Annotated in this window: 25 protein-coding genes; 18 read left to right on the forward strand and 7 right to left on the reverse strand. The window is 72.2% G+C overall.

The window, feature by feature from the left end; all coding sequences use genetic code 11:
* Positions 1–159 precede the first annotated feature (159 nt).
* The 8 genes from ACLJQZ_RS01885 (at position 160) to ACLJQZ_RS01920 (ending at position 7,901) form a co-directional block, all read left to right on the forward strand.
* On the forward strand, positions 160–1,797 hold the full coding sequence (locus ACLJQZ_RS01885; protein WP_410618226.1) for a S8 family peptidase: 1,638 nt from the start codon (positions 160–162) through the stop codon (positions 1,795–1,797).
* Positions 1,794–2,369 carry an RNA polymerase sigma factor gene (locus ACLJQZ_RS01890; RefSeq protein ID WP_410618227.1) on the forward strand — a complete coding sequence of 192 codons (576 nt, stop codon included), beginning with the start codon at positions 1,794–1,796 and terminating at the stop codon, positions 2,367–2,369. Before ACLJQZ_RS01885 ends, ACLJQZ_RS01890 begins: the two co-directional genes overlap by 4 nt.
* The gene (locus ACLJQZ_RS01895; protein WP_410618228.1) at positions 2,366–2,851 is read left to right on the forward strand and encodes a hypothetical protein; all 486 of its coding nucleotides are present in this window, start codon (positions 2,366–2,368) and stop codon (positions 2,849–2,851) included. The genes ACLJQZ_RS01890 and ACLJQZ_RS01895 overlap by 4 nt, the downstream gene beginning before the upstream one ends.
* Before the next feature lie 71 nt (positions 2,852–2,922).
* Positions 2,923–3,498 carry a DddA-like double-stranded DNA deaminase toxin gene (locus ACLJQZ_RS01900; protein WP_410618229.1) on the forward strand — a complete coding sequence of 192 codons (576 nt, stop codon included), beginning with the start codon at positions 2,923–2,925 and terminating at the stop codon, positions 3,496–3,498.
* Entirely contained in the window at positions 3,486–3,908 is a 423-nt protein-coding gene (locus ACLJQZ_RS01905) for an Imm1 family immunity protein (protein ID WP_247058678.1), read from the forward strand. The genes ACLJQZ_RS01900 and ACLJQZ_RS01905 overlap by 13 nt, the downstream gene beginning before the upstream one ends.
* A gap of 174 nt (positions 3,909–4,082) precedes the next feature.
* Complete coding sequence (locus tag ACLJQZ_RS01910) at positions 4,083–6,638, forward strand: CHAT domain-containing protein (protein ID WP_410618231.1); 2,556 nt, start codon at positions 4,083–4,085, stop codon at positions 6,636–6,638.
* A gap of 136 nt (positions 6,639–6,774) precedes the next feature.
* Positions 6,775–7,269: a DUF4232 domain-containing protein gene (locus tag ACLJQZ_RS01915; RefSeq protein ID WP_326944809.1), complete on the forward strand. Its 495-nt coding sequence runs from the start codon at positions 6,775–6,777 to the stop codon at positions 7,267–7,269.
* A 35-nt stretch (positions 7,270–7,304) separates the two neighbouring features.
* Positions 7,305–7,901, forward strand: coding sequence for a DUF4232 domain-containing protein (locus ACLJQZ_RS01920; protein WP_410618232.1), 597 nt, complete (start codon positions 7,305–7,307; stop codon positions 7,899–7,901).
* 278 nt (positions 7,902–8,179) lie between these two features.
* On the opposite strand, the gene ACLJQZ_RS01925 is transcribed toward ACLJQZ_RS01920, so the two are convergent.
* The gene (locus tag ACLJQZ_RS01925; RefSeq protein ID WP_410618233.1) at positions 8,180–9,163 is read right to left on the reverse strand and encodes a small ribosomal subunit Rsm22 family protein; all 984 of its coding nucleotides are present in this window, start codon (positions 9,161–9,163) and stop codon (positions 8,180–8,182) included.
* 144 nt (positions 9,164–9,307) lie between these two features.
* Between ACLJQZ_RS01925 and ACLJQZ_RS01930 the strand changes: the two genes are divergently transcribed.
* The 4 genes from ACLJQZ_RS01930 to ACLJQZ_RS01945 are packed head-to-tail and all read left to right on the forward strand — an operon-like array spanning position 9,308 to position 11,628.
* Positions 9,308–9,733 carry a YciI family protein gene (locus ACLJQZ_RS01930; protein ID WP_410618235.1) on the forward strand — a complete coding sequence of 142 codons (426 nt, stop codon included), beginning with the start codon at positions 9,308–9,310 and terminating at the stop codon, positions 9,731–9,733.
* On the forward strand, positions 9,733–10,080 hold the full coding sequence (locus ACLJQZ_RS01935; RefSeq protein ID WP_410618236.1) for a YciI family protein: 348 nt from the start codon (positions 9,733–9,735) through the stop codon (positions 10,078–10,080). Before ACLJQZ_RS01930 ends, ACLJQZ_RS01935 begins: the two co-directional genes overlap by 1 nt.
* A 39-nt stretch (positions 10,081–10,119) precedes the next feature.
* The gene (locus tag ACLJQZ_RS01940) at positions 10,120–11,385 is read left to right on the forward strand and encodes an RNA polymerase sigma factor (RefSeq protein ID WP_410618237.1); all 1,266 of its coding nucleotides are present in this window, start codon (positions 10,120–10,122) and stop codon (positions 11,383–11,385) included.
* Positions 11,386–11,433: 48 nt separating this feature from the next.
* Positions 11,434–11,628 carry a hypothetical protein gene (locus tag ACLJQZ_RS01945; protein WP_410618238.1) on the forward strand — a complete coding sequence of 65 codons (195 nt, stop codon included), beginning with the start codon at positions 11,434–11,436 and terminating at the stop codon, positions 11,626–11,628.
* Positions 11,629–11,633: 5 nt separating this feature from the next.
* On the opposite strand, the gene ACLJQZ_RS01950 is transcribed toward ACLJQZ_RS01945, so the two are convergent.
* The 4 genes from ACLJQZ_RS01950 to ACLJQZ_RS01965 all read right to left on the reverse strand — a co-directional run bounded on the left by ACLJQZ_RS01950 (position 11,634) and on the right by ACLJQZ_RS01965 (position 15,808).
* Positions 11,634–12,497 (reverse strand): thermonuclease family protein, encoded by an 864-nt coding sequence (locus tag ACLJQZ_RS01950; protein ID WP_410618239.1) that lies wholly within the window; start codon positions 12,495–12,497, stop codon positions 11,634–11,636.
* A 104-nt stretch (positions 12,498–12,601) separates the two neighbouring features.
* Complete coding sequence (locus ACLJQZ_RS01955; protein WP_410618240.1) at positions 12,602–13,159, reverse strand: HD domain-containing protein; 558 nt, start codon at positions 13,157–13,159, stop codon at positions 12,602–12,604.
* A 173-nt stretch (positions 13,160–13,332) separates the two neighbouring features.
* On the reverse strand, positions 13,333–15,024 hold the full coding sequence (locus ACLJQZ_RS01960; RefSeq protein ID WP_410618242.1) for an L-lactate permease: 1,692 nt from the start codon (positions 15,022–15,024) through the stop codon (positions 13,333–13,335).
* A 1-nt stretch (position 15,025) separates the two neighbouring features.
* Positions 15,026–15,808, reverse strand: coding sequence for an IclR family transcriptional regulator (locus ACLJQZ_RS01965; RefSeq protein WP_247058667.1), 783 nt, complete (start codon positions 15,806–15,808; stop codon positions 15,026–15,028).
* Between the two features lie 339 nt (positions 15,809–16,147).
* Here ACLJQZ_RS01965 and ACLJQZ_RS01970 point away from each other — a divergent pair, with 339 nt between their 5' ends.
* From ACLJQZ_RS01970 to ACLJQZ_RS01995, 6 genes are all read left to right on the forward strand, one after another.
* Entirely contained in the window at positions 16,148–17,368 is a 1,221-nt protein-coding gene (locus ACLJQZ_RS01970) for a MurT ligase domain-containing protein (protein ID WP_410618243.1), read from the forward strand.
* A complete protein-coding gene (locus tag ACLJQZ_RS01975; protein ID WP_410618244.1) occupies positions 17,361–18,083 on the forward strand; it encodes a type 1 glutamine amidotransferase in 723 nt (240 codons plus the stop codon). The genes ACLJQZ_RS01970 and ACLJQZ_RS01975 overlap by 8 nt, the downstream gene beginning before the upstream one ends.
* A gap of 149 nt (positions 18,084–18,232) precedes the next feature.
* On the forward strand, positions 18,233–19,636 hold the full coding sequence (locus ACLJQZ_RS01980) for a sensor histidine kinase (RefSeq protein ID WP_410618245.1): 1,404 nt from the start codon (positions 18,233–18,235) through the stop codon (positions 19,634–19,636).
* Position 19,637: 1 nt separating this feature from the next.
* Complete coding sequence (locus ACLJQZ_RS01985; RefSeq protein ID WP_410618246.1) at positions 19,638–20,312, forward strand: response regulator transcription factor; 675 nt, start codon at positions 19,638–19,640, stop codon at positions 20,310–20,312.
* A gap of 193 nt (positions 20,313–20,505) precedes the next feature.
* On the forward strand, positions 20,506–21,015 hold the full coding sequence (locus ACLJQZ_RS01990) for a GvpL/GvpF family gas vesicle protein (protein WP_247058662.1): 510 nt from the start codon (positions 20,506–20,508) through the stop codon (positions 21,013–21,015).
* A gap of 80 nt (positions 21,016–21,095) precedes the next feature.
* Positions 21,096–21,911, forward strand: coding sequence for an NHL repeat-containing protein (locus ACLJQZ_RS01995; RefSeq protein WP_410618579.1), 816 nt, complete (start codon positions 21,096–21,098; stop codon positions 21,909–21,911).
* On the opposite strand, the gene ACLJQZ_RS02000 is transcribed toward ACLJQZ_RS01995, so the two are convergent.
* Together ACLJQZ_RS02000 and ACLJQZ_RS02005 are read right to left on the reverse strand one after the other, a co-directional pair.
* Positions 21,908–22,309 carry a CoA-binding protein gene (locus ACLJQZ_RS02000; protein ID WP_410618247.1) on the reverse strand — a complete coding sequence of 134 codons (402 nt, stop codon included), beginning with the start codon at positions 22,307–22,309 and terminating at the stop codon, positions 21,908–21,910. The genes ACLJQZ_RS01995 and ACLJQZ_RS02000 overlap by 4 nt on opposite strands.
* A gap of 23 nt (positions 22,310–22,332) precedes the next feature.
* Positions 22,333–22,902 carry a hypothetical protein gene (locus ACLJQZ_RS02005; protein ID WP_410618248.1) on the reverse strand — a complete coding sequence of 190 codons (570 nt, stop codon included), beginning with the start codon at positions 22,900–22,902 and terminating at the stop codon, positions 22,333–22,335.
* Positions 22,903–22,951: the final 49 nt, after the last annotated feature.

Below are 22,951 nucleotides of genomic sequence, written 5' to 3' on the forward strand. Positions count from 1 at the left end.
TCCAAGTGGGTGAGTCGGCGACGCCAGATACGTCGTCACCCGTTTGCCGTCGTAGTTACGCATTCGTGATGTCCGTGCCGTATCCCGGGTGCGGCTGCCCGGTCTTTCCCGAGTAACCACACGTGATCAATGGCGGGGGCGAACGAGAGGGTGGACCCGATGGTGGTCAGGTTCGTGAGGGACGAGGGCTCCGGAGCGCCGAAGGAGGATCCCGGCACGCTCAACGAGCTCCCGGCACCGCCGAGGCAGCTGCTCGACCGGCACGGGGCGCGGGTGCTCGACCCGGCGACGTCGACGGCGGTGCCGGGCCGGCCGGTGCCGCGCACGACCGTGTACCGGCCGGGGGTGTTCCTCATGCCGAACCGCTACCTGCACGACCAGGGGACCCTCGACGCGGTCAACGGCGTGCTCGCCCGCATCGGCATCTACGCCGAGCCGGCCGACCGCGGCGGCGACACCAAGGCGAGCGCCCGGGCCCGGGCGCTCGAAGACCTGCCCGTGCGGGCGCTGCTCCACGTGCGCGAGGACTCCGACCCGGTCGTCGTCGACTGCTGGAAGGCCGTGCAGCTGCTGCGGGGCGCGTCGGCGGGCGAGAACCCGGAGATCGACCCCGAGATCGTTTCGAAGATTTCCGTGGAGCACCTGGTGTTCTCGACGCCGGTGTTCGGCGGCGTGCCCTGGGAGACCAGCGGCCTCGGCGGAACCCCGTGGGAGACCAGCGGGTTCGGCGCCGGCAGCTCGTACGGCCGGACGCGCGGCGCCAACCGGATCCCGGTGACGCTGTCGGCGGCCCCGCCCCACCGCAGCGCCAAGCCCGTGCACCGGCGTCCGGTCGTCGCGGTGCTCGACACCGGCATCGGCCCGCACCCGTGGTTCGGGCTGGCCGACCGCAGCGGCCCGCCGCCCGCCGACAGCGGGCTGCGCGTCGCGCCGGACATCCAGGCGGCGATCCTGCAGGCGGAGACCGACTCCGGCGTCACGGTGCCGACCCAGCTGCTCAGCGACTACTGGGACGCGCCGACGACCGGTCAGCCGCTGATCGGCGACGTCGACACAGACACCGGCCACGGCCTGTTCATCGCCGGCATCATCCGGCAGACCTGCCCCGAAGCCGACACCCTCGCGATCCGCGTCGTGCACAGCGACGGCGTCGCGTACGAAGGTGACGTCCTGCTCGCGCTGCACCTGCTGGCCGACCGGGTGCGGAGCGCGCAGGCGGACAACCGGCCCGAGGACATGGTCGACATCGTCTCGCTGTCGCTGGGCTACTACGAGGAGAACCCGGTCGACGTCGCCTACACCGGCCAGTTCGCCGCGGCGATCGCCGAGCTGACCGACCTCGGCGTGCTCGTCGTCGCCGCGGCGGGCAACGACGCCACCACCCGCCGCTTCTACCCGGCGGCCTTCGCCGACCAGCCGCCGGGCCCGAACGGCGGCCCGCCGGTGATCAGCGTCGGCGCGCTCAACCCCGACCGCACCGCCAGCAAGGCGCTGTTCTCCAACGAGGGCCCGTGGGTCCGTTGCTGGGCGACCGGCGCGGGTGTCGTCAGCACCTACCCGGACGACGTCCGGGGCACCGCGTCGGCCGACCACGAAGTGCCGGACCAGGGCCGCAACTCGTTCGACCCGGACGACTACAGCGCCGGCTTCGCGGTGTGGGACGGCACGTCGTTCGCCGCGCCGCTCGCCGCCGCGGAGATCGGCAAGGCACTGCTCAAGACCGCGGGCGCCGACCTCGCGACGGTCGAGCGCGACACCGTCGTCAAGCGGGCTTGGACCGCGCTGGGCGCACTGTGACCGTGGCCAAGACGGACCACGAACGGGTCGCCACGCTGTTCGGCGCCGCGCGGGACGGGGACCGCGCGGCGCTGGACGAACTCGTCGTCCTGCTCACGCCGCTGCTCTGGCAGGTGGCGCGGGATCAGGGCCTGGACGTCGATCAGGCGTCGGACGTCGTGCAGACGGCGTGGCTGCGCCTGCTCGGCTCGTTCGCGGAGATCCGCTCGCCGGTGGCGCTCACCGGCTGGCTGATCACCGTCACGAAGCGGGAAGCCTGGCGCAACGGGGAAAAACGCCGGCTCGAACGGCCGCTGCCGGAACTGCCGGAGCGGCTCGCCGAAGCATCACCGGCACCCGAGGAGGGGGTGCTGCGCGACGACCAGCGCGCGCGGTTGTGGCGCGCGGTCGACCAGCTGCCCGAACGCTGCCGCAGCCTGCTGCGGATCGTCGCGTTCGTGCACCGGCCGGACTACGCCGAAGTCGGCGTCCGGCTGGGCATGCCGAGGGGGAGTATCGGCCCGACCAGGGGACGTTGTCTCGCGCGCCTGCGCGAGCAGCTACTCGCCAACGGCGAAGGAGATTGGCTGTGACCACCGTCGAACCAGCAGGCGCGAACGAGCCCTTGGACGAGCTCGACCTCCGGCTGCTGGCCGGGGTGCGCGAGCTGTGGGAAGACGCCGACCCGATGCCCGCCACGCTGGTGGACCAGATCCGGTTCGCGATCCAGCTGGAGGACATCGACCTGGAAGTGATGCGGATCCGGGAACAGGAGGGGCTCGTCGCCGCCCGCAGCGCCGCCGAGCAGGGCAGGCTGATCACGTTCGACAGTGAAAGCCTGACCATCATGGTGAACGTCAGCCCCGAGCCGGCGGGCACGATCCGCCTGGACGGCTGGCTCACCCCACCGGCCGAGCACCCGATCGAGGTCCGCACCAGCGGCGGCCCGCTGACCACGACGTCCGACCCCGAAGGCCGGTTCGCCGTCTGCGGTGTGCCGCACGGAATGGTGCAGGTCCTGGTCCGCACGCTCGGCCGGTCGAAGACGGTGAGCACGCCGGCCATCGAGTTGTGACCCGCTCCTGTCGGCCATAAGTTCGTCGGTGGGCTGCTCGTGGAGCAGCCATGACGTGCACGGGAGCAACCATGGCCGGAGCCGGCGACTTGTCGTCGGCCGTCCGGAAGGCTTTGCGCGAGCTGCCTCCCGGCGGCCTGGAACGAGCTGCTGATCTTGCCGACGAAGCCCGGCAGGCACTCACGCGGCTGGGTTCCGAGCAGTCCGAGGTCCGGCAAGCGGTGGCGGGCTTCGAGCGGGTGGCAGCAGGCGCGAGCGCTCTTCGGCAGGTTGTCGACTGCGCGGCGGGGCTGTTGACCGGCTACTTGGACAGGCTGGGTGTCAGTGAGCCGCCACCGGCGGGCGCGGGCACCGCGGTCGGTCCCGTGCCTTCGACGGCCGCCGGCAAACCCGCAGTGAGTCCCTACCGGCAACACGGGGCCAAGACGCACGGCCGCTGGGTGGACGAGCACGGTCGGACGCACGAGATCGTCAGCGGCTTGGACGACTCCGCCGAGGCCGTCCGCCTGCTTCGCGAACACGGCATACCTCCGCGTGGTCACCTCGCCGCGACGGCCGATGTCGAACAGAAACCGGCCGCGCGAATGGTGCACGCCCCGAACTACCGCAAGACGTTCACCGGAGGAGCGAAACCGTGGTCACGCTAGAGGTCTGGTACAACCAGGAGCCGGACAACGACTATGCCGACGGTGACCCGGCAATCCTCGTGAGTTCGGCGGCCGAACTGGATGCCCTCATCGCGCAGGTTCAGGCGGACACCAAAGACGTTCCGGTGCCGTCGATGGTGGAATGCAGTGTTGCCGGAGATCCGAAGCAGGGCGTATTCGACATGGGCATCGGGCAGGACAGAGGTTTTGTCGTGTTCATGACGCCGGAGGCGGTGCAGACGCAAGGCGACGGAGATCCAGCCGAATACGTCACGTACGACTACATGGCGCATGTGCGGGAAATCCCGGCCGGGTGCGAAGTGGCGATGGACGAGGTGCGGCGGGTCGCGCGGCACTTCTTGGAGACCGGGAGCGTCCCCGCGGGGCTGGCTTCCGCCCCGTCCGTTTGAGACCTCGGGGTGGCGCGCGGCCGGGGCAGGATCCGCGCGGGCCGGGGCGCCGCTCGAGGACGGTGAGCACGCCGGCCATCGAGTTGTGACCCGGTCTTCGCGCGCGCTCAAGAACGGGAGCGCCGCGAGGTAGGATCCGGCCGGGGGAACGGTTCCCGGCCGGAAGGGCTGCCTGTGCGCACCGAGGTCGCCTCGCCGAAGGTCGAAGACCGGGTGCGCGACCTGCACAAGCGCGCGATCGCGGCGACCAACGACGGCCAGCCGGTGGTCGGCGGGCGGCTGATCCGCGCCGCCGCTCGGTTGCTCGGCCTGCCCGCGACGTCCGCGCCGCCCGGCTGGCCCGGGTGGACAGACCTCGCCACCCGCGTCCTCGGCACCTACGCGGCCGTCGAAACGGCGCTCGGCAACAGCACCCGCGGACTCGCGCTGCTCGACGAGGCCGACGTCCTCGTGTCGGACGCCGGGCGCGGGATCCTGCGTCAGCAACGGGGTCTGGTGCTCATCCTGATCGGCCGGATGGACGAGGCCCTCGACTGTTTCGACGAGGCGATCCCGTTGCTGCGGCAGGCGGGCGAGTTCGTCGTGCTGGCCCGGACCCTGCTCAACCGCGCGATGCTGCACCAGTACGCCGGGCGCGTCCGGCTCGCTCTGGCCGACCTCGACCAGTGCGAGCAGATCGGCGCCGGCCAGTCCGAAGAAGAGGGCCTGGCCAGGATCTTCGCGAAGGCGGCGCACGGCCGCGGCCAGGCGCGCGTGCTGACCGGCGACATCCCCGGCGCCCTGCGCGACTTCGACGCGGCCAGCGGCTTCTACGCCGAGCAGAGCGTCGGGATGCTGCCGGTGCTGGCCGTCGACAAGGCGCGCGCGCTGCTCGCGGCCGGGCTGCCCAACGAAGCCGCGGCCGAACTCGGTGCGGCGCTGGAACAGTTCCCGCGGCTGCGGATGAACCAGGAACACGCCGAGGCCGAGCTGACCCGCGCGCTGGCCGCGCTGGCGAGCGGGGAGACGTCGGCCGCGCGCAGCTGGGCCGGGCGCGCCGAGCGTCGATTTCGTCGAAGGGGCAACGAAACCTGGGCGGCGGTCGCCCAGCTGACGGTGCTGCGCGCGGACTTCGCCGCCGGGCGCCGGATCGCCCGCGTCGCCGCCGACGCGACGTCGCTGGCCGATCGGCTCACCGCGCTGGGCCTGCGCAACGACGCGGAGATCGCCGCGCTGCTCGGCGCCCGGGCCCGGATCGTGCTGGGCGACCTCGACGGCGCCCGCGCCGGCATCGCCGCGCGCGACCGCCGCACCGCGCCGCTGGAGAACCGCCTCTTCCGGCGGCTGGCGCTGGCCGAGCTCGGGGCGGCGACCGGCAACCGGCGCGTGACGTTCGCGAACGCGCGGGCCGGGCTGACGCAGCTGCAGCGCCACCGCAGCCGGTTCGGCAGCGTCGACCTGAAGACCGGGACGACGTCGCTGGGCAAGGAGCTCGCCGACGCCGGCCTCGCCGCGGCGCTCGCCCAGCGGTCGCCGGGGGTGGTGTTCCGGTGGCTCGACCGGTCGCGCGCCCAGGCGTTCCGGTTCCGGCCGGTGCGCCCGCCCGCGCACCCGCAGACCGTCGACGCCGTCGCCGAACTGCGGTACCTCTCGATGCAGATCCGCGCCGGCGAGCTGTCCGGGAAGCCGGACGCGCAGGCCGTGAAGCGTTGTGCCGCACTGGAACACGAGATCCGCGCCAAGGGCTGGCAGGCCGAGGGCACCGACGAGGACCACCCGGAAGCGAAGCTGCGCGAGGTCGGGGACGAGCTCGCGGCGAGCGGCAGCGCGATGGTGTGCTTCCTCGCCGACCACGGCGCGTTGTGCGCGCAGGTGATCGCCGACCACCGGGTCGCGCTGATCGAGCTGGGCCCGGCGGCGGCGGTCGCGGAGCCGGTCGCGCGGCTGCACAGCGACCTCGACGCCCTGTGCGGCCGCCAGCTGCCGCCGCAGCTGGACCACGTCATCCGCCGCTCGGTGCGCACCCAGGTCACGGCGCTCGACGCGATCCTCCTGAAGCCGCTGGCCGCGCGGCTCGGCGACCTCGACGTCGTCGTCGTGCCGACCGGCGCGCTGTCCGCGATCCCGTGGGGGCTGCTGCCGACGTTGCGCGGCCGCCCGGTGACCGTGACGCCGTCGTCGTCGGCCTGGCTCGACGCCGGCCGCCGGCCGCGGCGCGCGACGGGGGCGCCGCTGCTGGTCGCGGGCTCCGACCTGACCCACGCCGACGCCGAGGTGTCCCGGCTGGCCGCCCTCTACCCGGAGGCCGCGGTGCTGACCGGCCCGGACGCGACGGTCGCGGCGACGCTCAAGGCGTTCGACAGCTGCCGCCTGGCGCACTTCGCCGCGCACGGCCACCACGAGCAGGAGAACGTGCTGTTCTCCCGGCTCAACCTGGCCGACGGGCCGCTGATGGCCTACGACGTCCAGCAGCTTTCGACGGCGCCGGAGCAGGTGGTGCTGTCCTCGTGCGACGTCGGCCAGACGGTCGTCCGCGCGGGTGACGAGGTCCTGGGCTTCACGGCGGCGCTGCTCTACGGCGGCAGCCGGACGGTGGTGTCGAGCGTGGCGCGCGTCGACGACCGGACGGCGGGTGGCGTGATGCTGGCCTACCACCGGGCCCTGGCATCGGGAACACCCCCGGCCCGCGCACTGGCGGACGCCGCCCAGGCCGAGCCGCTGATGCCGTTCGTGTGCTTCGGCCGCAGCTGAAGCTCTTTCTTTTCGATGTCTCACCCGGGCCGGGGTTGCTTTCGGGTGATCGACCCCATCGGGACGCATCCTCGGTGATCACTTGGGCATCTTCCTCATGAGTCCGAAAGTTGTTGACGGAACGAGGGAGAGCACCATGAAGCGCACTGTTACCGCGATCGCCGTCGGTGGCCTGGTGGCCGGGGGCCTGTTCCTGGCGGCCGGCGCCGCGAACGCCATGCCGAGCGACACCCCGTGCGGCGCGTCCGACGTGCACGTGACGGTCGCGAAGGACCCGTCGAACGCGGCGGGCCACGAGGCCTACGTCCTGACCTACACCGCGACCTCGCCGACCACGAACTGCAAGCTCCAGGGCGCGCCGACGGCGTTGACCTTCGTCGCCGACGGGCAGCGGCTGCCGATCGCCACCACGGTCGACGGGGCCGAGGCGCTGCCGGTGAACCTGCGTGCCGGCCACCCGGCCGTGTCGCGGATCGTGCAGCGCTCGGCCGCGACGCCGTCGCCGGTCGTGCCGACGACCGTCACGTTCGACCTGCCGACCGGCCCGTACGGCCAGCCGGTGAGCGTCGACTGGCCGGCGGGTGCGCCGGTCAAGGGTGACTCCGTGCAGGTGACACCCGTCAGCAGCTGAGTCTCGCCGGCTTTCCGGACACAGGGAGGAATGTCATGAAGCGCATCTTGATGGGGATCGGGGCCGCGGCGGGGATGGCCGCGTTGACCGCTTGTGGCGCGGCGGGGGCCGCGACGCAGCCGTCGTCCGGCGCGGCGGGGGCCGCGGGGACGGCCGGGGGCGCCGTGGCGCCGGCAGCGGCCGCGTCCACCGCGACGCCGCGCTGCACCACCGCCGACCTGGCGGTCTCGCTGGGCAAGCCGGCCGGGAAGACCGACGCGCCGGGCCAGTTCGACGTGCCGCTGACCTACCGCAACACCTCGGACCGCACGTGCGGCCTGTACGGCGTCCCGGGCGTCGACCTGGTCGGCCCGGACGACGCGACGTTCGGGCCGGTCTACCACCTGCCGCGCGAGGACAACGGCGTGAAGTACAACGAGGTCCCGGCGGGCACCACGGCGTCGGCGACGATCACGGTCCTGACGCCGTCGGAGGGCGGCGCGTCCTGGACGCCGACGTCGCTCAAGACGATCCCGCCGGGCCAGACCCAGCCGCTGACCGCGGACTGGCCGGCCGACCTCCCGGTCCTGCGCCAGGACGCGGCGACCCACCCGGGCACCTACGTGAACGGCATCCTCGCCGACCCGGCCTGACCGGTCCCGAGCGCCCCGAGGCCACCTCGGGGCGCTGGGCCGAATGCCACGGCCTCACTCGATCGGGTGAAGCACGAGAGCGCGCGTCATACCTGACGCGAGGTGCCCTCTTCCTCCATGCGGCGGTAACCGGCCGGCACGCCCCCCGACTGGCCGGTTACCGCTGCGGTCTTTCCTACTCACGGTGGACCGGCTCGGCGGAGCCCATTCCCGTCGACGCGCGGCGCCGATCGAACAGCCACCGCCCGAGCATGAACGAGCCCGGGCCACGGCCCGGGTCAGGTCGCCGACCAGCCGTCGCCCCACTCGACGTCGCGGGCGGCGCGGTAGCGGGGGCCCTGCTTCTTCGACACCGCGACGCCGCCCTCGAGGCCGTCGCCGGCGGTGCAGAGGTCGAGCGCGACCCAGCCCTTGTGCTTCTTCGGGTGCCGGATGATCCGCGCGTCCGGCCGCGACGGCGTGAACCGCCCGGCGACGACGTAGGCGAACTTCTCGTCCTCGAACCCGAGCGTGGCGGTCTTCATCCGGCGGTGCAGGTTGGACCGCGGCAGCCGCGCGGCGAAGTGGCACCAGTCCTTGCCGGGCGTGATCGGGCAGTCGCCGTCGTGCGGACAAGGCGCGACGACCTGCAGGCCGAGCCCGATGAGCTGGGCTCGCGCGGCCCGGATCCGCTCGTAACCGGCGGGCGTGCCGGGCTCGACCACCGCGACGGCCCCGGCTTTCGCGGCGAGCCACAGGACGACGTCTTCGCGGTCCGCTTCCGGCAGTTCGCCGAGGACGTAGGACAGCGTCACGAGGTCCGCTTCCGGCGCGGGCGCGGCCGGGTCGACGAGCCCGCGTCGCCACTCGACGCCCCGGACGGCGGGCTTCCGCGCCGCGGCGGCCAGCCGTTTCCCCAGCCCGATGGCCCCGGCGACCTGCTCCACGACGGCGCACTTCTCGAGCGAAGGCCAGACGTCCGCGGCGGCCCAGACAGCGGCGCCGGTCCCCCCGCCGACGTCGACCTGCGTACGCGGCTCGAAACCGGGAGCACGCGAAGCGGCTTCGGCGAGCACAGCGTGCACGGCGGCGTAGGTCGCGGGCATGCGGTAACCGGCGTAGGCCGCGACGTCGACGTCGGAGGCGAGGATCGGCGACGCGGCCGCGTCACCTTGCCGGTAGCGCGTGCTGAGCCGGTCGAAGGCCTGCGTGAGCCGGTGGAGATGATGCTTGGCCAGCTCGTCGTCGAGCGCGGCGGAGAGATCGTCGGGGAGTACGGCCACGGCCGTTGATTCTCCCCTGTCCGGATCGTCCCGGCTCCACGCACCCTGAGCTGCTACTTTCCGGGCGCGAAAAAGTTTTCCGGCGCACCCGTCGATCCGGCGCCCCGCTGTTCGACGCGTGGGCAGAAGCGAGAGGAGACCGCGATGCGGTTCATGGTCATCGTCAAGGCGTCGGAGGAGTTCGAGGGCGGGCAGGGTCCCAGCGCCGAGCTGCTGGAAGAGATGGCGAAGTTCAACGAAGAGATGGTGAAGGCCGGCATCCTGCTCGCCGGCGAGGGGCTCACGCCGAGCTCGCAGGGCGCGCGCATCGTGTTCTCCGGCAAGGAAGAGCCCAAGGTCGTCGACGGGCCGTTCGCCGAGACCAAGGAGCTCGTCGGCGGCTTCTGGATCCTGCAGGTCCGCAACCGCGAAGAGGCGGTCGAGTGGATCAAGCGGATGCCGAACACCGACGGCTCGACCCACGAGGTCGAGATCCGGCGCGTCGCCGAGGCGTCCGACTTCGACAACCTGAGCCCGGAGGTCGCCGAGATCGAGGCGCAGCTGCGCGCGAAGACGTCCGGGGAGGCCTGATGCGCTTCCTGGTGATGGTCAAGTCGAGCCCGGAGTCGGAAACGGGCGCGCCGCCGAGCGCCGTCCTGCTCGAAGAGATGGCGAAGTTCAACGAGGAACTGCTCGCCGACGACCGGATCGTGCTGGCCGAGGGGCTCACGGCCAGCGCGGAAGGCGTGCGCATCCTGTTCGAAGGCGACGCGGAACCGAAGCTCATCGACGGGCCGTTCGCGGAGTCGAAGGAGCTGGTCGCCGGGGTGTGGGTGCTCAACGGCGCATCGCTCGACGACGTCGTCGAGCTGATGAAGCGGGCGCCGAACCCGGAGGAGCAGGGCGGCGTGATCGAGATCCGCCCCATCGCCGAGTAGCGGGTTGCACCGGGCGGGCGCAGCCTGTCTGATGGCCGGGTGACGGTAGCGGACACCCGGAGCACGGTCGAGGCGGTTTGGCGGATCGAGTCGCCGCGGCTCATCGCGGGCTTGGCCCGGATGGCCCGCGGCGACGTGGGGCTCGCCGAGGAGCTGGCGCAGGACGCGCTCGTCGCGGCGCTGGAGCAGTGGCCGGAGTCCGGCGTGCCGCGCAACCCCGGCGCCTGGCTGATGACCACCGCGAAGCGCCGCGCCGTCGACCAGTTCCGCCGCAACGAGCGGTACGCCGAGAAACTCGTGGAGGTCGGCCGCGACCAGCAGGTCGGCGCGGGCGTGCTGCCGGACTTCGACGCGGCGCTCGACGACCACATCGAGGACGACCTGCTGCGGCTGCTGTTCGTCGCGTGCCACCCGGTGCTCAACACCCAGGCGCGCGTCGCGCTGACGCTGCGGATGCTCGGCGGCCTGACGACCGACGAGATCGCGCGCGCCTTCCTCGTCCGCGAGTCGACGATCGCGCAGCGGATCGTCCGCGCGAAGAAGGCCCTCGCGGCGGCGAAAGTCCCGTTCGAGGTGCCCGAAGGCGACGAGCGGGTCGCCCGGGTGTCGTCCGTGCTCGAGGTCCTCTACCTGGTGTTCAACGAGGGCTATTCGGCCACCCGCGGCGACGACTGGATGCGCCCGGCGCTGTGCGAGGAGGCCATGCGGCTCGGCCGCGTGCTGGCCGGGCTGATGCCGGGCGAGTCCGAGGTGCACGGCCTCGTCGCGCTGATGGAACTGCAGTCGTCCCGGTCGAAGGCCCGCACCGGCCCGGCCGGCGAGCCGGTGCTGCTGCTGGACCAGGACCGCGCCCGCTGGGACCGGCTGCTGATCCAGCACGGCCTCGCCGCGCTGACGCTGTCGGAGCAGATCGCCGAAGGCGCGTACGGCCCGTACTCGGCCCAGGCGGCGATCGCGGCCTGCCACGCGCGCGCCCGCCGGGCCGACGAGACGGACTGGGCGCGCGTCGCGGCGCTCTACGAAGGACTCGGCAAGCTCCAGCCGTCCCCGGTGGTCGAGCTGAACCGCGGCGTCGCGGTGGCGATGGCGTACGGCCCCGAGGAGGGCCTGGCGGTCGTCGACGCGGTGGCCGGCGAGCCGGCGCTGAAGGACTACCACCTCCTGCCGAGCGTCCGCGGCGACCTGCTGCGCAAACTTGGTCGGCTGGAGGAGGCCGAGCAGGAGTTCCGCCGCGCGGCGGAGATGACGGAGAACGCCCGCGAGCGAGCGTTGCTCCTGGCCCGCGCGACGGCGGTCGGTCGCTAGCGCCGTGCCGGCTTCGCTGCTGCCTGGCTTCCGGGACGTCCGAAGCGCATGCGCCTCGCCTACCTGCGCCGGCTCACGCCGCAGCAGCTCGATCAGCGACCCCACGGTCCTATGGCAGTCTTGCGGCCGGTGAGCGGCCGGACGATCGCGCGTGTGCTCGAAGTCCGCGAAGCCCACAGCATGGTCGCGCACAGCATTGCGGACGGGACGATCAGCTCGGCCGCCATGGTTGACCGGGCCTGACCACCTCACGCCTCGATGAACACGATCTGTTCCGGTGGCACCGTCAGCTTCACGCTCTGCCGTTTCACCTCCACGAGCGTCGAGAGCTCCGTCGCGTGGCCGCCGGGGACCGTGAACAGGCGGTCGTTCCTCGTGTCCAGGAAATGCGCGAAACCCGACAGGGACGCGCCGCCCGTTTCGTCCAGGACCAGGTAGTCGGCCAGCCTGCGGAACAGTTTCGGCAGCAAGACCAGGTCGTCGCTGAGCTGGGCGCGTTTGCTCAGCTTGAAGCCCGACGTCGTGACGTCCGAAGCCCACACGCCGCTTCCTGCCTTGCGGGCCGCGACCGCCGCGTCCGACAGCGCCTGGCGGAGATCCGGGTACAGCAGCGAATAGAACGTCGGGTACGCCAGGCCTTTGGTGATCATCCGGAAGTTGACGGAGTTCTTGAGCTGCTTGACGTCCAGGTGCACGAGGCTGCCGTCGACCGAACGCCCCGGCCGTTGCCCGGGGAACGCGAACGCGACCGCGCGGCCGTACTTGTCGGCGAAGCGGGTGAGAATATGCCCGGTCACCTTGTCCGGCGTCGCCGACGTCACGATGCCGTCGTCCTTGCGGGTCACGTCGGTGAATCCCAGCACCGCGACCAGCCGGTCGGCGGCCGCCGTGCCCAGGGCGACCGGCTGGTGCAGCATCGGGCCGCCGTGCGGGCGGTAGTGCGTCTCCAGCGCGTCGATCGCGTCGAGCCGCAGCTGCATGCCGCCGCGGGAATTGAGCCGGACCTTCAGCCCGGCCTTCTTCGTGGCCTCGGGATCGTCCGGGTAGAACCGCACGGAATCGCCGTCCGGGGAGGCTCCGACGAGCTGGAACGTACCTTTGATCAGCGTCATGGGCATACGGCAACGGTAGGACGCCCGGCCATTGATCCGTTCGCTTTTCCACCCGGACAGACCAGTGACCACAGTGGAAACAACCGCGATACCGCCGGACGCGGTTAACGGATTTCCCGCCACGAAAGCGGGGAAAGCGCCACCGCCGCCGCGGCGATCTTGCGGGCGGTCTCCGTGGTGAGACCCGTTCGGCCGGATTCGATCCACTCGCCGACCGGCCGGATGCCGGCGTGCTGGTACTCGAGCGCCTGCAGCAGCATCTCCAGCTTGTCCGCGTCCTTGGCGCAAAGCGCTTCGGGCGATTCCCGTGACTCGTATTCGTCGACGGCCGCGCGCACGACGTCTCGCGAAGACACCGGCAGCCCCGCCGTCTGGTCCGCGGTGATCTCCCGCGGTTCCGGTTTACGCAGGTACGCCACGGCCGTGTGCGGCAGGTCGCCGGTGCGGGTTTCCTGCGTGTCGTGCCACAGCGCCAAGAACGCCGCCCGTTCCGGGGACGCGCCTTCCTCCGCCGCGAGCAACGCGGCCAGCTGCGCCGCCCGCAGGCTGTGCTCGCCGACCGACTCCGGGTCGCGGACGCCCGCCTGCCACCACCCCGACCGCCGGATGCGTTTCAGCACCCCGAGTTCGTAACCGAAAGCGGCCAAGGCGTCAGCACTCATCCCATCAGCCTAGGCGGTGTCCTGCAAGTCAAGCTCGCGGTCTTCGCGCCCAGGCGGCCCCTGACGGCACGGGCGGGATCACCCGAGTACGGCCCAGTACGAGGGTGACCCGCCCGCACCGTCAGGAACCACCTGGATCACGAAGCCCATCGAGCAGACTTGCGGGACACCGCCTAGGGCGACGGGATCATCGCCGTCAGGATCGTCGCCTGCAAGAGGGAAATCACGCCCACCACCGCGGTCAGCGCGAACGACCACAGGAACGTCTGCCGCAGCAGCGAGCCCTCCTTGCCGGTCTGCCCGATCGCCGTCGCGCCGATCGACAGGTTCTGCGGCGAGATCATCTTGCCCATCACGCCGCCCGACGTGTTCGTCGCGCCGGCCAGGATCGGGTCGATGTGCAGCTGCTGGGCCGAAATCACCTGCATCGGGCCGAACAGGCTGTTCGTCGACGCGTCAGAGCCGGTCAGGAACACGCCCAGCCAGCCGATGTACGCCGAGAACAGCGGAAACACCGCACCGGTCGTCGCCAGGGCGAGGCCGAGGGTCTGCGTCGCACCCGAGTAGTTCATCACGAACGCGATCGCCAGGATCATGAAGATCGTCGCGAGCGCCCAGCGCATCTGGTGCAGCGTCTTGCGGTACGTCGAAAGCAGCAGCCCCGGCTTCGCGCCCATCGCGAACCCGGCGATCACCGCCGCGATCAGCGCGACCGTGCCCGGCGAGAACAGGAAGTCCACCGTGAACGTCGCCGCGTACGGCGCGTTCTTCGCGGTGATCGGCGGGTGCTGGATCACGTGGTTGTGCAGCCCCGGCCAGGCGAAGATCCAGTCGGCTTTGTGCAGCAGCTTCGTCAGGTCCAGCCACACCGGCAGGTTCTTGAAGATCGTGCCGATCCGGGTCAGGAAGATCGCCGCGATCAGGATGATGTACGGCATCCACGCGTAGAGCGCACCCCGCGAAGCCTTGGCCGCGCCGAGGCTCGAGGACGCAGGAACCGGCGTCTCACCTTCGAAGCGCCACACCGACGCGGGCTGCCAGAAGCGGGTCAGGATCCACAGCGCGGCCATCGCGGTGAGCGCGGCGAGGACGTCGACCAGGCTGGCGCTGATGTAGTTCGACGCCACGAACTGCATGGCCGCGAACGCGAGACCCGCCGTCAGCACCGCCGGCCACACCTCGACCATGCGCTTGAAGCCCGCCAGCACGACGACCAGGAACGCCGGGATGATCAGCGCCAGCACCGGGACCTGACGCCCGACCATCGCCGAGAACGCGTCCGTCGCTTGGTCCGGTTTCAAGTGCATGATCGGCGCGGTCAGCCGGCCCAGCACGATCAGCGGGTTGCCGAGGCCGCCGAAGGCCACCGGCGCGGTGTTCGCCAGCAACGCCAGCACGACGGCCTTCACCGGCGGGAAGCCGAGCGCGGCCATCATCGCCGCGGTGATCGCGATCGGCGACCCACCGCCCGCGACGCCTTCCAGGAGCGCGCCGAAGCCGAACGCGATCAGCAGCGCCTGCAGCCGCCGGTCCTCGCTGAACCCGGCCAGCACCCGCTTGATCGAGTCGAACCGGCCGGTCGCGACCGTGACGTTGTGGAAGTACACCGCGTGGAACGCGATCCAGGCCACCGACCAGACGCCGAACACCACGCCCATCGCCGCCGAGTCGAACGCCAGGCCGGCCGGCATCCCGTACAGCAGCAGGGCGACGCCCAGCGCGGTGACCAGGGCGAGCGCCGCCGACAGGTGCGCCGACAAGCGGACCACCCCGAGCGCCACCAGCAGCACGATGATCGGGAGCGCGGCCAGCAGGGCCGACACCCACAGTCCGCCCGCCGGCTGGTAGTCCTGGATCCAGGTCACGTCAGCTCCTCTGCCCTCGCACGTACCCGAGCCTCAGCGACAGGGCGGCGGCGGTCCCGGCCACGGAGGCACCCAGTTCGTCCAGCCGGCGCAGCACCCGCGGTGCCGGCCCGGCGACGCTGATGGCGGCGATCGGCCGGCCCGAGTGGTCGCGGACGGCGGCAGCGACACAGCCGACGTCCGGCTCGTTCTCGACCTCGTCGATGGCCCAGCCACGACGGCACGTCCGCGCGAGCTCGTCGAGCAGCCGGTGCGGGTCGATGATCGTCTTGAGCGTGAGGGAGTCCAGCTTCATCCGCCGGACGCGCTCGGCGCGGTCGGGCTCCGGCAGCGCGGCGAGCCAGGCCTTGCCCAGCGACGTCGCGTGCTGCGGGCGCCGCGTGCCGAGGCGGCAGGCCAGGGTGACGGCGCTGGCGCTGCGTTCGGTGGCGACGTAGACCATGGTGTCGTTGTCCGGCACGGCCAGGTAGGTCGTCTCGCCGGAGCGTTCGGCGAGCGACGCGAGGTACCGCGGCGCGCACCGGTGGAGATCGGTCGCGGCCATCGCCCGGGCACCCAGTTCGACGAGCCGGGTCCCCAGCCGGACGCGGCCGGTGACCTGGTCGGCTTCGAGGTATTCGAGGTTCTTCAGGGTGCCGACGATGCGGTAGGCGGCACTGCGGGAAAGCCCCAGTTGCCGCGCGATCGCGTTGGTGGAAATCTCCTGGTGACGACCCACGTGCTCCAGCACCGCGAGCCCGCGCTCGAGAGTTCCGCTCTGTTCCAGCCCGCGCTCCGGTCCCACGTTGCCCTCCGTTGGACGTTCCGTTCCCGCTCAGCGGTACGTATTTCCGCTGGGCGGGTTTGGACGGTAACACCTCCGATGTATGCACGGAAGATCTTGGAATAACTCGCAATAGCGCGGAATGTTAGCTCGGCTAATTGGTACAACCTCCGATGGTTAGGTTTCCTACCTAAGGCGGTTGTGGCGGCGGTCACATCACGCTAGGCGGTGGCCCACGTTCATATCCGTGAACATTCGGCCGAACGAGTGGGCAATTCGGAGTGACCATTGGTCACCCGTGCGGAGACCGCCGTCACGCGCTCAGGAAACTCACAGCGCCTTCCGGGCACCGTCTGCGGCATGACCGTCCTGCGTACCCGCGCGTCCGTGGCCGCCGGCCGGCTGACCGCGTGGCTGTCCCGCAGCGCCGGGCTCGGCTCGGGCGGGATGATCGGCGGGCGCGTCACCCTCGCGCTCGACCCGCGGGCGCTGCGCCGCCTCGGCCGGGAACGCACCGTCGTGCTCGTCACCGGCACCAACGGCAAGACGACGACGTCGCTGATGCTCACCCGCGCGCTGGAGGCGCTGGCCGAAGTCGCCTCCAACGGCGACGGCGCCAACATGCCCGACGGCGTCCTCGCCGCGCTCACCGCCCGCCCGGACGCGCCGTACGCGGTCCTCGAAGTCGACGAGACCTACGTCCCGCAGGTCGCCGACCAGGTCCAGCCCGCGGTCCTGGTGCTGCTCAACCTGAGCCGCGACCAGCTCGACCGGGTCGGCGAGGTCCGCGCGACCGAACGCGACCTCCGCGCCGCGATCGCCGGGCTGCCCGGCACGGTGGTCGTCGCCAACTGCGACGACGTCCTCGTGACGTCCGCCGCGAGCGCGGCCGCGAAGCCGGTGTGGGTGAGCACCGGCCGCCGCTGGACCGGTGACGCGACCGCGTGCCCGCGTTGCGAAGGCCTGATCGCCGAGACCGACCGGCACTGGAGCTGCGGCTGCGGCCTGAGCCGCCCGGAACCCAGCTGGACGCTCGAAGGCGACCTCGTCCGCACGCCCGGAGGCCGCCAGGTCGACCTCGACCTGCGGCTGCCCGGCGACGCGAACCGCGGGAACGCCGCGCTCGCGCTGGCCGCGGCGCACCGGCTCGGCGTGCCGCCGCACACCGCCGCGGCCCGGCTGCGGACCATCACCGACATCGGCGGGCGGTACCGCACGGTCCGCCGCACCCGCCATTCCGTGCGGCTGATGCTGGCGAAGAACCCGGCCGGCTGGGTGGAAACCCTGCGCGTGCTGGACGAGGACACCCCGGTGGTGGTCGCGGTCAACGCCCAGGAAGCCGACGGGCGCGACCTGTCGTGGCTCTGGGACGTCCACTTCGAACGGCTGCGCGGACGCCAGGTCGTCGTCACCGGCGAGCGGTGCGCCGATCTCGCCGTCCGGCTCTGCTACGCCGAGGTGGCGCACTGGGCCGAGCCGGACCCGGTTGCCGCGATCGACACGCTGCCGCCCGGCGCGGTCGAGCTGGTCGCCAACTACACCGCGTTCCGCGACCTGGTGGGCAGGCTGCCCGGTGGCTGAGTCAATCGTCCACATCGGACTGCTGTTGCCCGAGGTGCTCGGCACCTACGGCGATTCCGGCAACGCGCAGGTGCTGTGCAAACGGCTGCAGTGGCGCGGGTTCGACGCCGAGGTCGTGCCGGTCGGGCTCGGCGTGCCGGTGCCGTCCACTTTGGACCTCTACCTGCTCGGCGGCGGCGAGGACGGCGCGCAGGTGCTGGCCGCCGCGCACCTGCGGAAGTACCCCGGACTGCGGCGCGCGGTGGCCCAGGGCGCCGTGGTGTTCGGCGTCTGCGCCGGTCTCCAGGTGCTCGGCACCCGCTTCCGCGGCCTCGACGGCGTCGACCACGACGGCCTCGGCCTGCTCGACGTCACCACCGAACCCGGCGAGCGCCGGTCGGTCGCCGAGCTGGTCGCGACGTCGTCCGCGCTCCTGGGGAACACGCCGCTGACCGGCTTCGAGAACCACTTGGGCGTCAGCAAGCTCGGCGCCGACAGCGTCCCGTTGGGCCAGGTCGTGCGGGGCACCGGCAACGGCGACGGCACCGAGGGCGCGGTGACCGACCGGGTCATCGGCACCTACCTGCACGGCCCGGCGCTCGCCCGCAACCCGGCGCTCGCGGACCTGCTGCTCGCCTGGACGGCCGGGCACCCGCTGCCGGCGTTGCCCGTGCCCGAGGTCGATCGGCTGCGCGTCGAGCGGCTCACCACTTCGCGCCGCCGCAGGTCTCCATGACCCGCTCACCTGCCGCTGTTGACCACCCGCCAGCGCCCCAATGTGGCGTTGGGTGCGTTGGACGCACCGAACGCCACATTGGGTGCGTCAGATGCACCCAACGCCACATTGGGGCGCTTGGGGCCAGAGCGGGTGGTTACGCTGAGTTGGTGAAACTGGGCAAGGTGATCGCCGCGACCGGCGTCCGGATGCGCACCACCGCGGTGGCGGTGTTCGCGCTCGCGCTGGCCATCGCGGCGGCGCTCGCGATCGTCGTGGTGCTGCTGGAGGAGTCGCTCGACCGCAGCGTCACCGAGAGTGCCCGCGGCACCGGCCGCCAGGTCGCGATCCAGCTCGTCCGCGAAGGCGCGCGCGACCTGAGCGCGAGCGACGTCGCGAGCACCGGTGACACCGAGGCCGTCACGCAGGTGCTGAACGCGCAGGGCCGGCCGATCGCGAGCGACCCGGCGATCGTCGGGCACCCGCCGCTGACGTCCGCGCGGCCGACGATCGGCCACGAGACCGTCGAGACGCTCCCGCTCGGTCTCAACGGCGACGGCGACGACTACCGCGTCGTCTCCCAGGAGGTGAACGGGCCGGGCGGGCCGTTCACGGTGATCTCCGCGCGCTCGCTGGAACCGGTGACCGAGGCCTCGACGCGGCTGACGCTGCTGCTCGGCCTGATCGCCGTGCCGCTGCTGGCCATCGCCGGCCTCGCGGTCTACCGCGCGGTCGGCTCCGCGCTGCGGCCGGTCGAGCGGATGCGCCGGACCGTCGCCGAGATCTCGACGCGCGACCTCGAAGCCCGCGTCCCGCTGCCGCCGGGCGGCGACGAGGTGCACCGCCTCGCCGTGACGCTCAACGAAATGCTCGGCCGGCTCGCGTCCGCGCAGGCGGCGCAACGCCGGTTCGTCGCGGACGCCAGCCACGAGCTCCGGTCGCCGCTCTCGACGATCAGCACCGCGCTCGACGTCTCCGGGCGGCACCCGGAGAGCACCGAGGAGCTGGTGCCGGTGATCGCCCGCGAGACCGCGCGGCTGCGCGAACTGGTCGACGACCTGCTGATGCTGGCCCGCACCGACGACGCCACCGACCGGCCGTCGCGCACCGAGGTCGACCTCGACGACATCGTCCGCGCCGAGGCCGAACGCGTGCGCGGCGAATGCGCGCTGGACGTCGAGGTCCGGGCCGGCCCGGCGAAGGTCTACGGCAGCGAGGCCCAGCTGCGCCGCGCCGTGCGCAACCTCGTCGACAACGCGCGCGGCCACGCGCGGGACCGGATCCGCGTCGCCAGCTCGGTGCACGGCGACCTCGCGGTCGTCGAGGTGAGCGACGACGGTCCCGGCGTCGGCGAGGCCGACCGCGACCGGATCTTCGAGCGGTTCGTCCGGCTCGACGCGTCCCGCCAGCGCGGCCACGGCGGCACCGGGCTGGGCCTGCCGATCGTCGCCGGCATCGCGGCGCGCCACGGCGGCCGGGCGCGCTACGCCGCGGCCGAGGAACCGGGGGCGCCGGGCGCGCGGTTCGTGATCGAGCTGCCGGTCATCGCCGTGCCGGAAGAGGAGGAGGACTGACGTGCGCCTGCTGATCGTGGAGGACGGGCGCGAGTTCGCGGAGACGCTCCGGCGCGGCCTGGTCGCCGAGGGCTTCACCGTGGACGTCGCGCACACCGGCAAGGACGGCCTGTGGTCGGCGACCGAGCAGGAGTACGACGTCATCGTGCTCGACATCATGCTGCCCGAGCTGTCCGGCTACGAGGTGCTCAAACGCCTGCGGGCGGCCGAGAACTGGACGCCGGTGCTGATGCTGACCGCGAAGGACGGCGAGTACGACGAGGCCGACGCGTTCGACCTCGGCGCCGACGACTACCTGTCGAAACCGTTCTCGTTCGTCGTGCTCATCGCCCGGCTGCGGGCCCTGCTCCGGCGCGGTGCCCCGGCCCGTCCGGCCGTGCTGGAGGCCGGTGACCTGCGGCTCGACCCGTCGGCACGGACCGTCCACAGAGGACAAAAGCGGATCGAGCTGACCGCGCGCGAGTTCGGGCTGCTGGAGTTCCTGCTGCGCCGGGCGGGCACCGCGCTGACGAAGAACGAGATCCTCGGCCACGTCTGGGACGCGCACTACGACGGCGACGAGAACGTCGTCGAGGTCTACATCGGCTACCTCCGCCGCAAGATCGACGTGCCGTTCGGCACCCACACCATCGAAACCGTCCGCGGGGTCGGTTATCGGCTGGTCGGTGGAAATTAACCGGAATCACCTCTTCGGCGCAGTTGCCGCCAACCGGGTGGTGAATCCGTCGAGCCGGTGAAAACCACTGGGTGAACGGCATTAGTGCTGCGCCGCCGACGTTGCTACGGTGACGGTCCGGCCGGCGAAGGAGCCGATTTCCCGCAGTTTCGCCGCGGTGTCGAGAGCAATTGTCGAACGAGAACGGAGAACCGTGGCGCTGCAGTTGTTCGGGGTGGTCCGGGCCGGTCATCCGAGGGTGCCGCGGGCGGTGCGGTGGGAGGACATCGCGATGGTCGTCGGCGAGGCGCCCGCCGACCCGGACCCGGCCGCGCACCTGGCCGTGGTGTCGTCGCTCGTCGAAGGCGGGCCGGTGCTGCCCGCCCGGTTCGGCGCGGTCGCGGAAGACGAAGAGGCCGTCCGCCGCGAGGTGCTCGCCCCGGCCGCCGACGAGTACCGCGCCGACCTCGCCCGCCTCGACGGCCTGGCCGAGGTGCACGTCTGCCTGCGGTTCGGCGACTCCGTGTCGGGGGTGGGCCTGCTCGCGGAGGTGGCGGAACGGGCCCGCGACTCGGTGTCGCTGCCGGCGGGGGAGCACGCCGACGAGCGCTGGGCGTTCCTGGTGGGCCTGGGCGACCTGCTCGTCGTCCGGGAGGCGGTCGCCGGGCACGGCGCCGACTGGCTCGGGCCGCTGCCCGCGTACAGCTTCGTCGACCGGCGGTGAGCGACGGCGGAACAGTTGCTGAACACTGCTTTCGGCGCTGGTCACCGTGGCCCCGCGTCGGTGATCCTGACGCCGTGGCCATGATCGCGACCCGCACCGACCAGCAGGCTCCGCCGCCGGAGTACCGCGGCGCGTTCGGCCGCGTCGGCCCCGGACCGGGGCAGTTCGCCGGCCCGGCCGGGATCACCGTCGATGCGCGCGGGCAGCTGTGGGTGGCCGACCCCGGCAACGACCGCGTCCAGGCGTTCACCCGCGACGGCAAGCTCGTGCGCGTGCTGGCCGGGCGGCTCAAGGCGCCGGAAGCCGTCGCGGTCGACGCGGCGGGCAACGTCTACGTCGCCGACACCGGCAACCACCGCGTCGCGCAGTACGCGTGGTGGGGCGGGTTCGTCCGGGAGTTCGGCACCGGCGAGCTCGCCAACCCGCGCGGCATCGCGCTCGACGCGGCCGGCCGGCTGCTCGTCGCCGACCCCGGGCACCAGCGCGTCGCGCGCTTCGACACCCGCACCGGCGCGGCGCTGACCGACATCGCCGGGCACGTCGGCTCAGCGCGGGGCATCACCAGTGACGGCGCGGGCGGTGCCTGGATCGTCCACAACGGACACCCGGCGGACGGCGACGTCGCGGTCGTGCGGTACAACGCCGACGGTCAGGCGATCGGGTCCATCGCGTGCGGCCGGTCCCGCGCGGCGGACGTCGCCGTGACCGCGTCGGGCGACGTGTACGTGACGTCGCCGGACCACGGCCGGATCACGCGGTTCCACACCACCGGCCCGCACCTCGTGGAGTTCGGCTCGGACGCACTCGGCTCCCCTGTCGGCGTGGCCGTCGACGCGGCCGGCGGGATCTGGGTCACGGACGCCGGTCATCACCGCGTCGTCAGCTACAGCGCCTAGTCCTTCGAGATCGACGCCGTCGCGCGGACCACCGCGGTGCAGCGGTTCTGCACGAACTCCAGCCCGCCCTCCTCGGCGATGCGGCGCGCCTCGGCGGAGGTGATGCCCTGCTGCAGCCACAGCGCCTTGGCGCCGATCTCGACGGCGTCGCGCGCGATCCCCGGCGCCTCGGCGGACGGGCGGAAGACGTCGACCAGGTCGACCGGCTCCGGGATGTCCTTCAAGGACCGGTAGACCTTCTCGCCGAGCAGCTCGGTCGCGGTCGGGTGGACCGGGATGATGCGGAAGCCGTGGGCCTGCAGCACCGCCGGCACGCCGTGCGCGGCCTTGGCCGGGTCGCGGCTCAGGCCGACGACCGCGATCGTCTTCGCGTTCGCCAGGATCTCTTCAGCGTTCATGCTGGTGGAACGTCCGGCGTGCGTCAAAGCTTCCAGAGCCGCAGGCCGCGAACGCGGTAGACGGGCCAGAGCACGTGCCACGGCTTCCGGTGGGCAAAGGTCGCGCAGCAGGTCAGGATGTTGCGCGCGGACGTCGTCGACACCTCGTGCCGGTCCGGCCATGCCTCGCCCTTGGCGCCGACGGCGATGCGGAACACCGTCAGCAGGCCGCGGCCCTGCAGGTCGTACTTGGCGCCGGTGTCTCCGGAGTCGGGGGCGAGCTCGAGGATCTCGGCCCCGAAGGCGCGCGCGATCCCGGACGCCCCGCTGGGGACCGCGCCGACACTGCGCGTGATCGCCTTGCCGTGCAGCCGCCGGGCGTACCGGGCGAGCAGCAGCCGTTCCCACAGCGGGAGGACGCGGCGGTGCGCGAGCAACGCGGCGCACTCGCCGTGACCGATCGCGAAGATGCTTTCCACGTCGTCGTAGCTGCCGTACTCCGCGGGCTCGTTCAGGTGCAGCCGCACCTCGAACCGGGTGCGGGCGGTGAGCTCGTCGAGGTGCTCACGGCGGTCGAGCCGGGCCTTCGCGCGGGAAAGCGACCAATCGGCCATCGAACCTCCAGACGTCGCGGACAGGGTAGATCGCCCGCGACGTCCAGAC

This window comes from Amycolatopsis sp. cmx-8-4 (assembly GCF_046548675.1).
Taxonomy (GTDB): domain Bacteria; phylum Actinomycetota; class Actinomycetes; order Mycobacteriales; family Pseudonocardiaceae; genus Amycolatopsis.

Excerpts from the sequence above, each read along its gene's own strand:
- ACLJQZ_RS01885 (WP_410618226.1), top strand. The coding sequence starts at position 160 with ATGGTGGTCAGGTTCGTGAGGGACGAGGGCTCCGGAGCGCCGAAGGAG.
- ACLJQZ_RS01900 (WP_410618229.1), top strand. The coding sequence starts at position 2,923 with ATGGCCGGAGCCGGCGACTTGTCGTCGGCCGTCCGGAAGGCTTTGCGC.
- ACLJQZ_RS01915 (WP_326944809.1), top strand. The coding sequence starts at position 6,775 with ATGAAGCGCACTGTTACCGCGATCGCCGTCGGTGGCCTGGTGGCCGGG.
- ACLJQZ_RS01920 (WP_410618232.1), top strand. The coding sequence starts at position 7,305 with ATGAAGCGCATCTTGATGGGGATCGGGGCCGCGGCGGGGATGGCCGCG.
- ACLJQZ_RS01930 (WP_410618235.1), top strand. The coding sequence starts at position 9,308 with ATGCGGTTCATGGTCATCGTCAAGGCGTCGGAGGAGTTCGAGGGCGGG.
- ACLJQZ_RS01935 (WP_410618236.1), top strand. The coding sequence starts at position 9,733 with ATGCGCTTCCTGGTGATGGTCAAGTCGAGCCCGGAGTCGGAAACGGGC.
- ACLJQZ_RS01945 (WP_410618238.1), top strand. The coding sequence starts at position 11,434 with ATGCGCCTCGCCTACCTGCGCCGGCTCACGCCGCAGCAGCTCGATCAG.
- ACLJQZ_RS01950 (WP_410618239.1), bottom strand. The coding sequence starts at position 12,497 with ATGACGCTGATCAAAGGTACGTTCCAGCTCGTCGGAGCCTCCCCGGAC.
- ACLJQZ_RS01955 (WP_410618240.1), bottom strand. The coding sequence starts at position 13,159 with ATGAGTGCTGACGCCTTGGCCGCTTTCGGTTACGAACTCGGGGTGCTG.
- ACLJQZ_RS01970 (WP_410618243.1), top strand. The coding sequence starts at position 16,148 with ATGACCGTCCTGCGTACCCGCGCGTCCGTGGCCGCCGGCCGGCTGACC.
- ACLJQZ_RS01995 (WP_410618579.1), top strand. The coding sequence starts at position 21,096 with ATGATCGCGACCCGCACCGACCAGCAGGCTCCGCCGCCGGAGTACCGC.
- ACLJQZ_RS02000 (WP_410618247.1), bottom strand. The coding sequence starts at position 22,309 with ATGAACGCTGAAGAGATCCTGGCGAACGCGAAGACGATCGCGGTCGTC.
- ACLJQZ_RS02005 (WP_410618248.1), bottom strand. The coding sequence starts at position 22,902 with ATGGCCGATTGGTCGCTTTCCCGCGCGAAGGCCCGGCTCGACCGCCGT.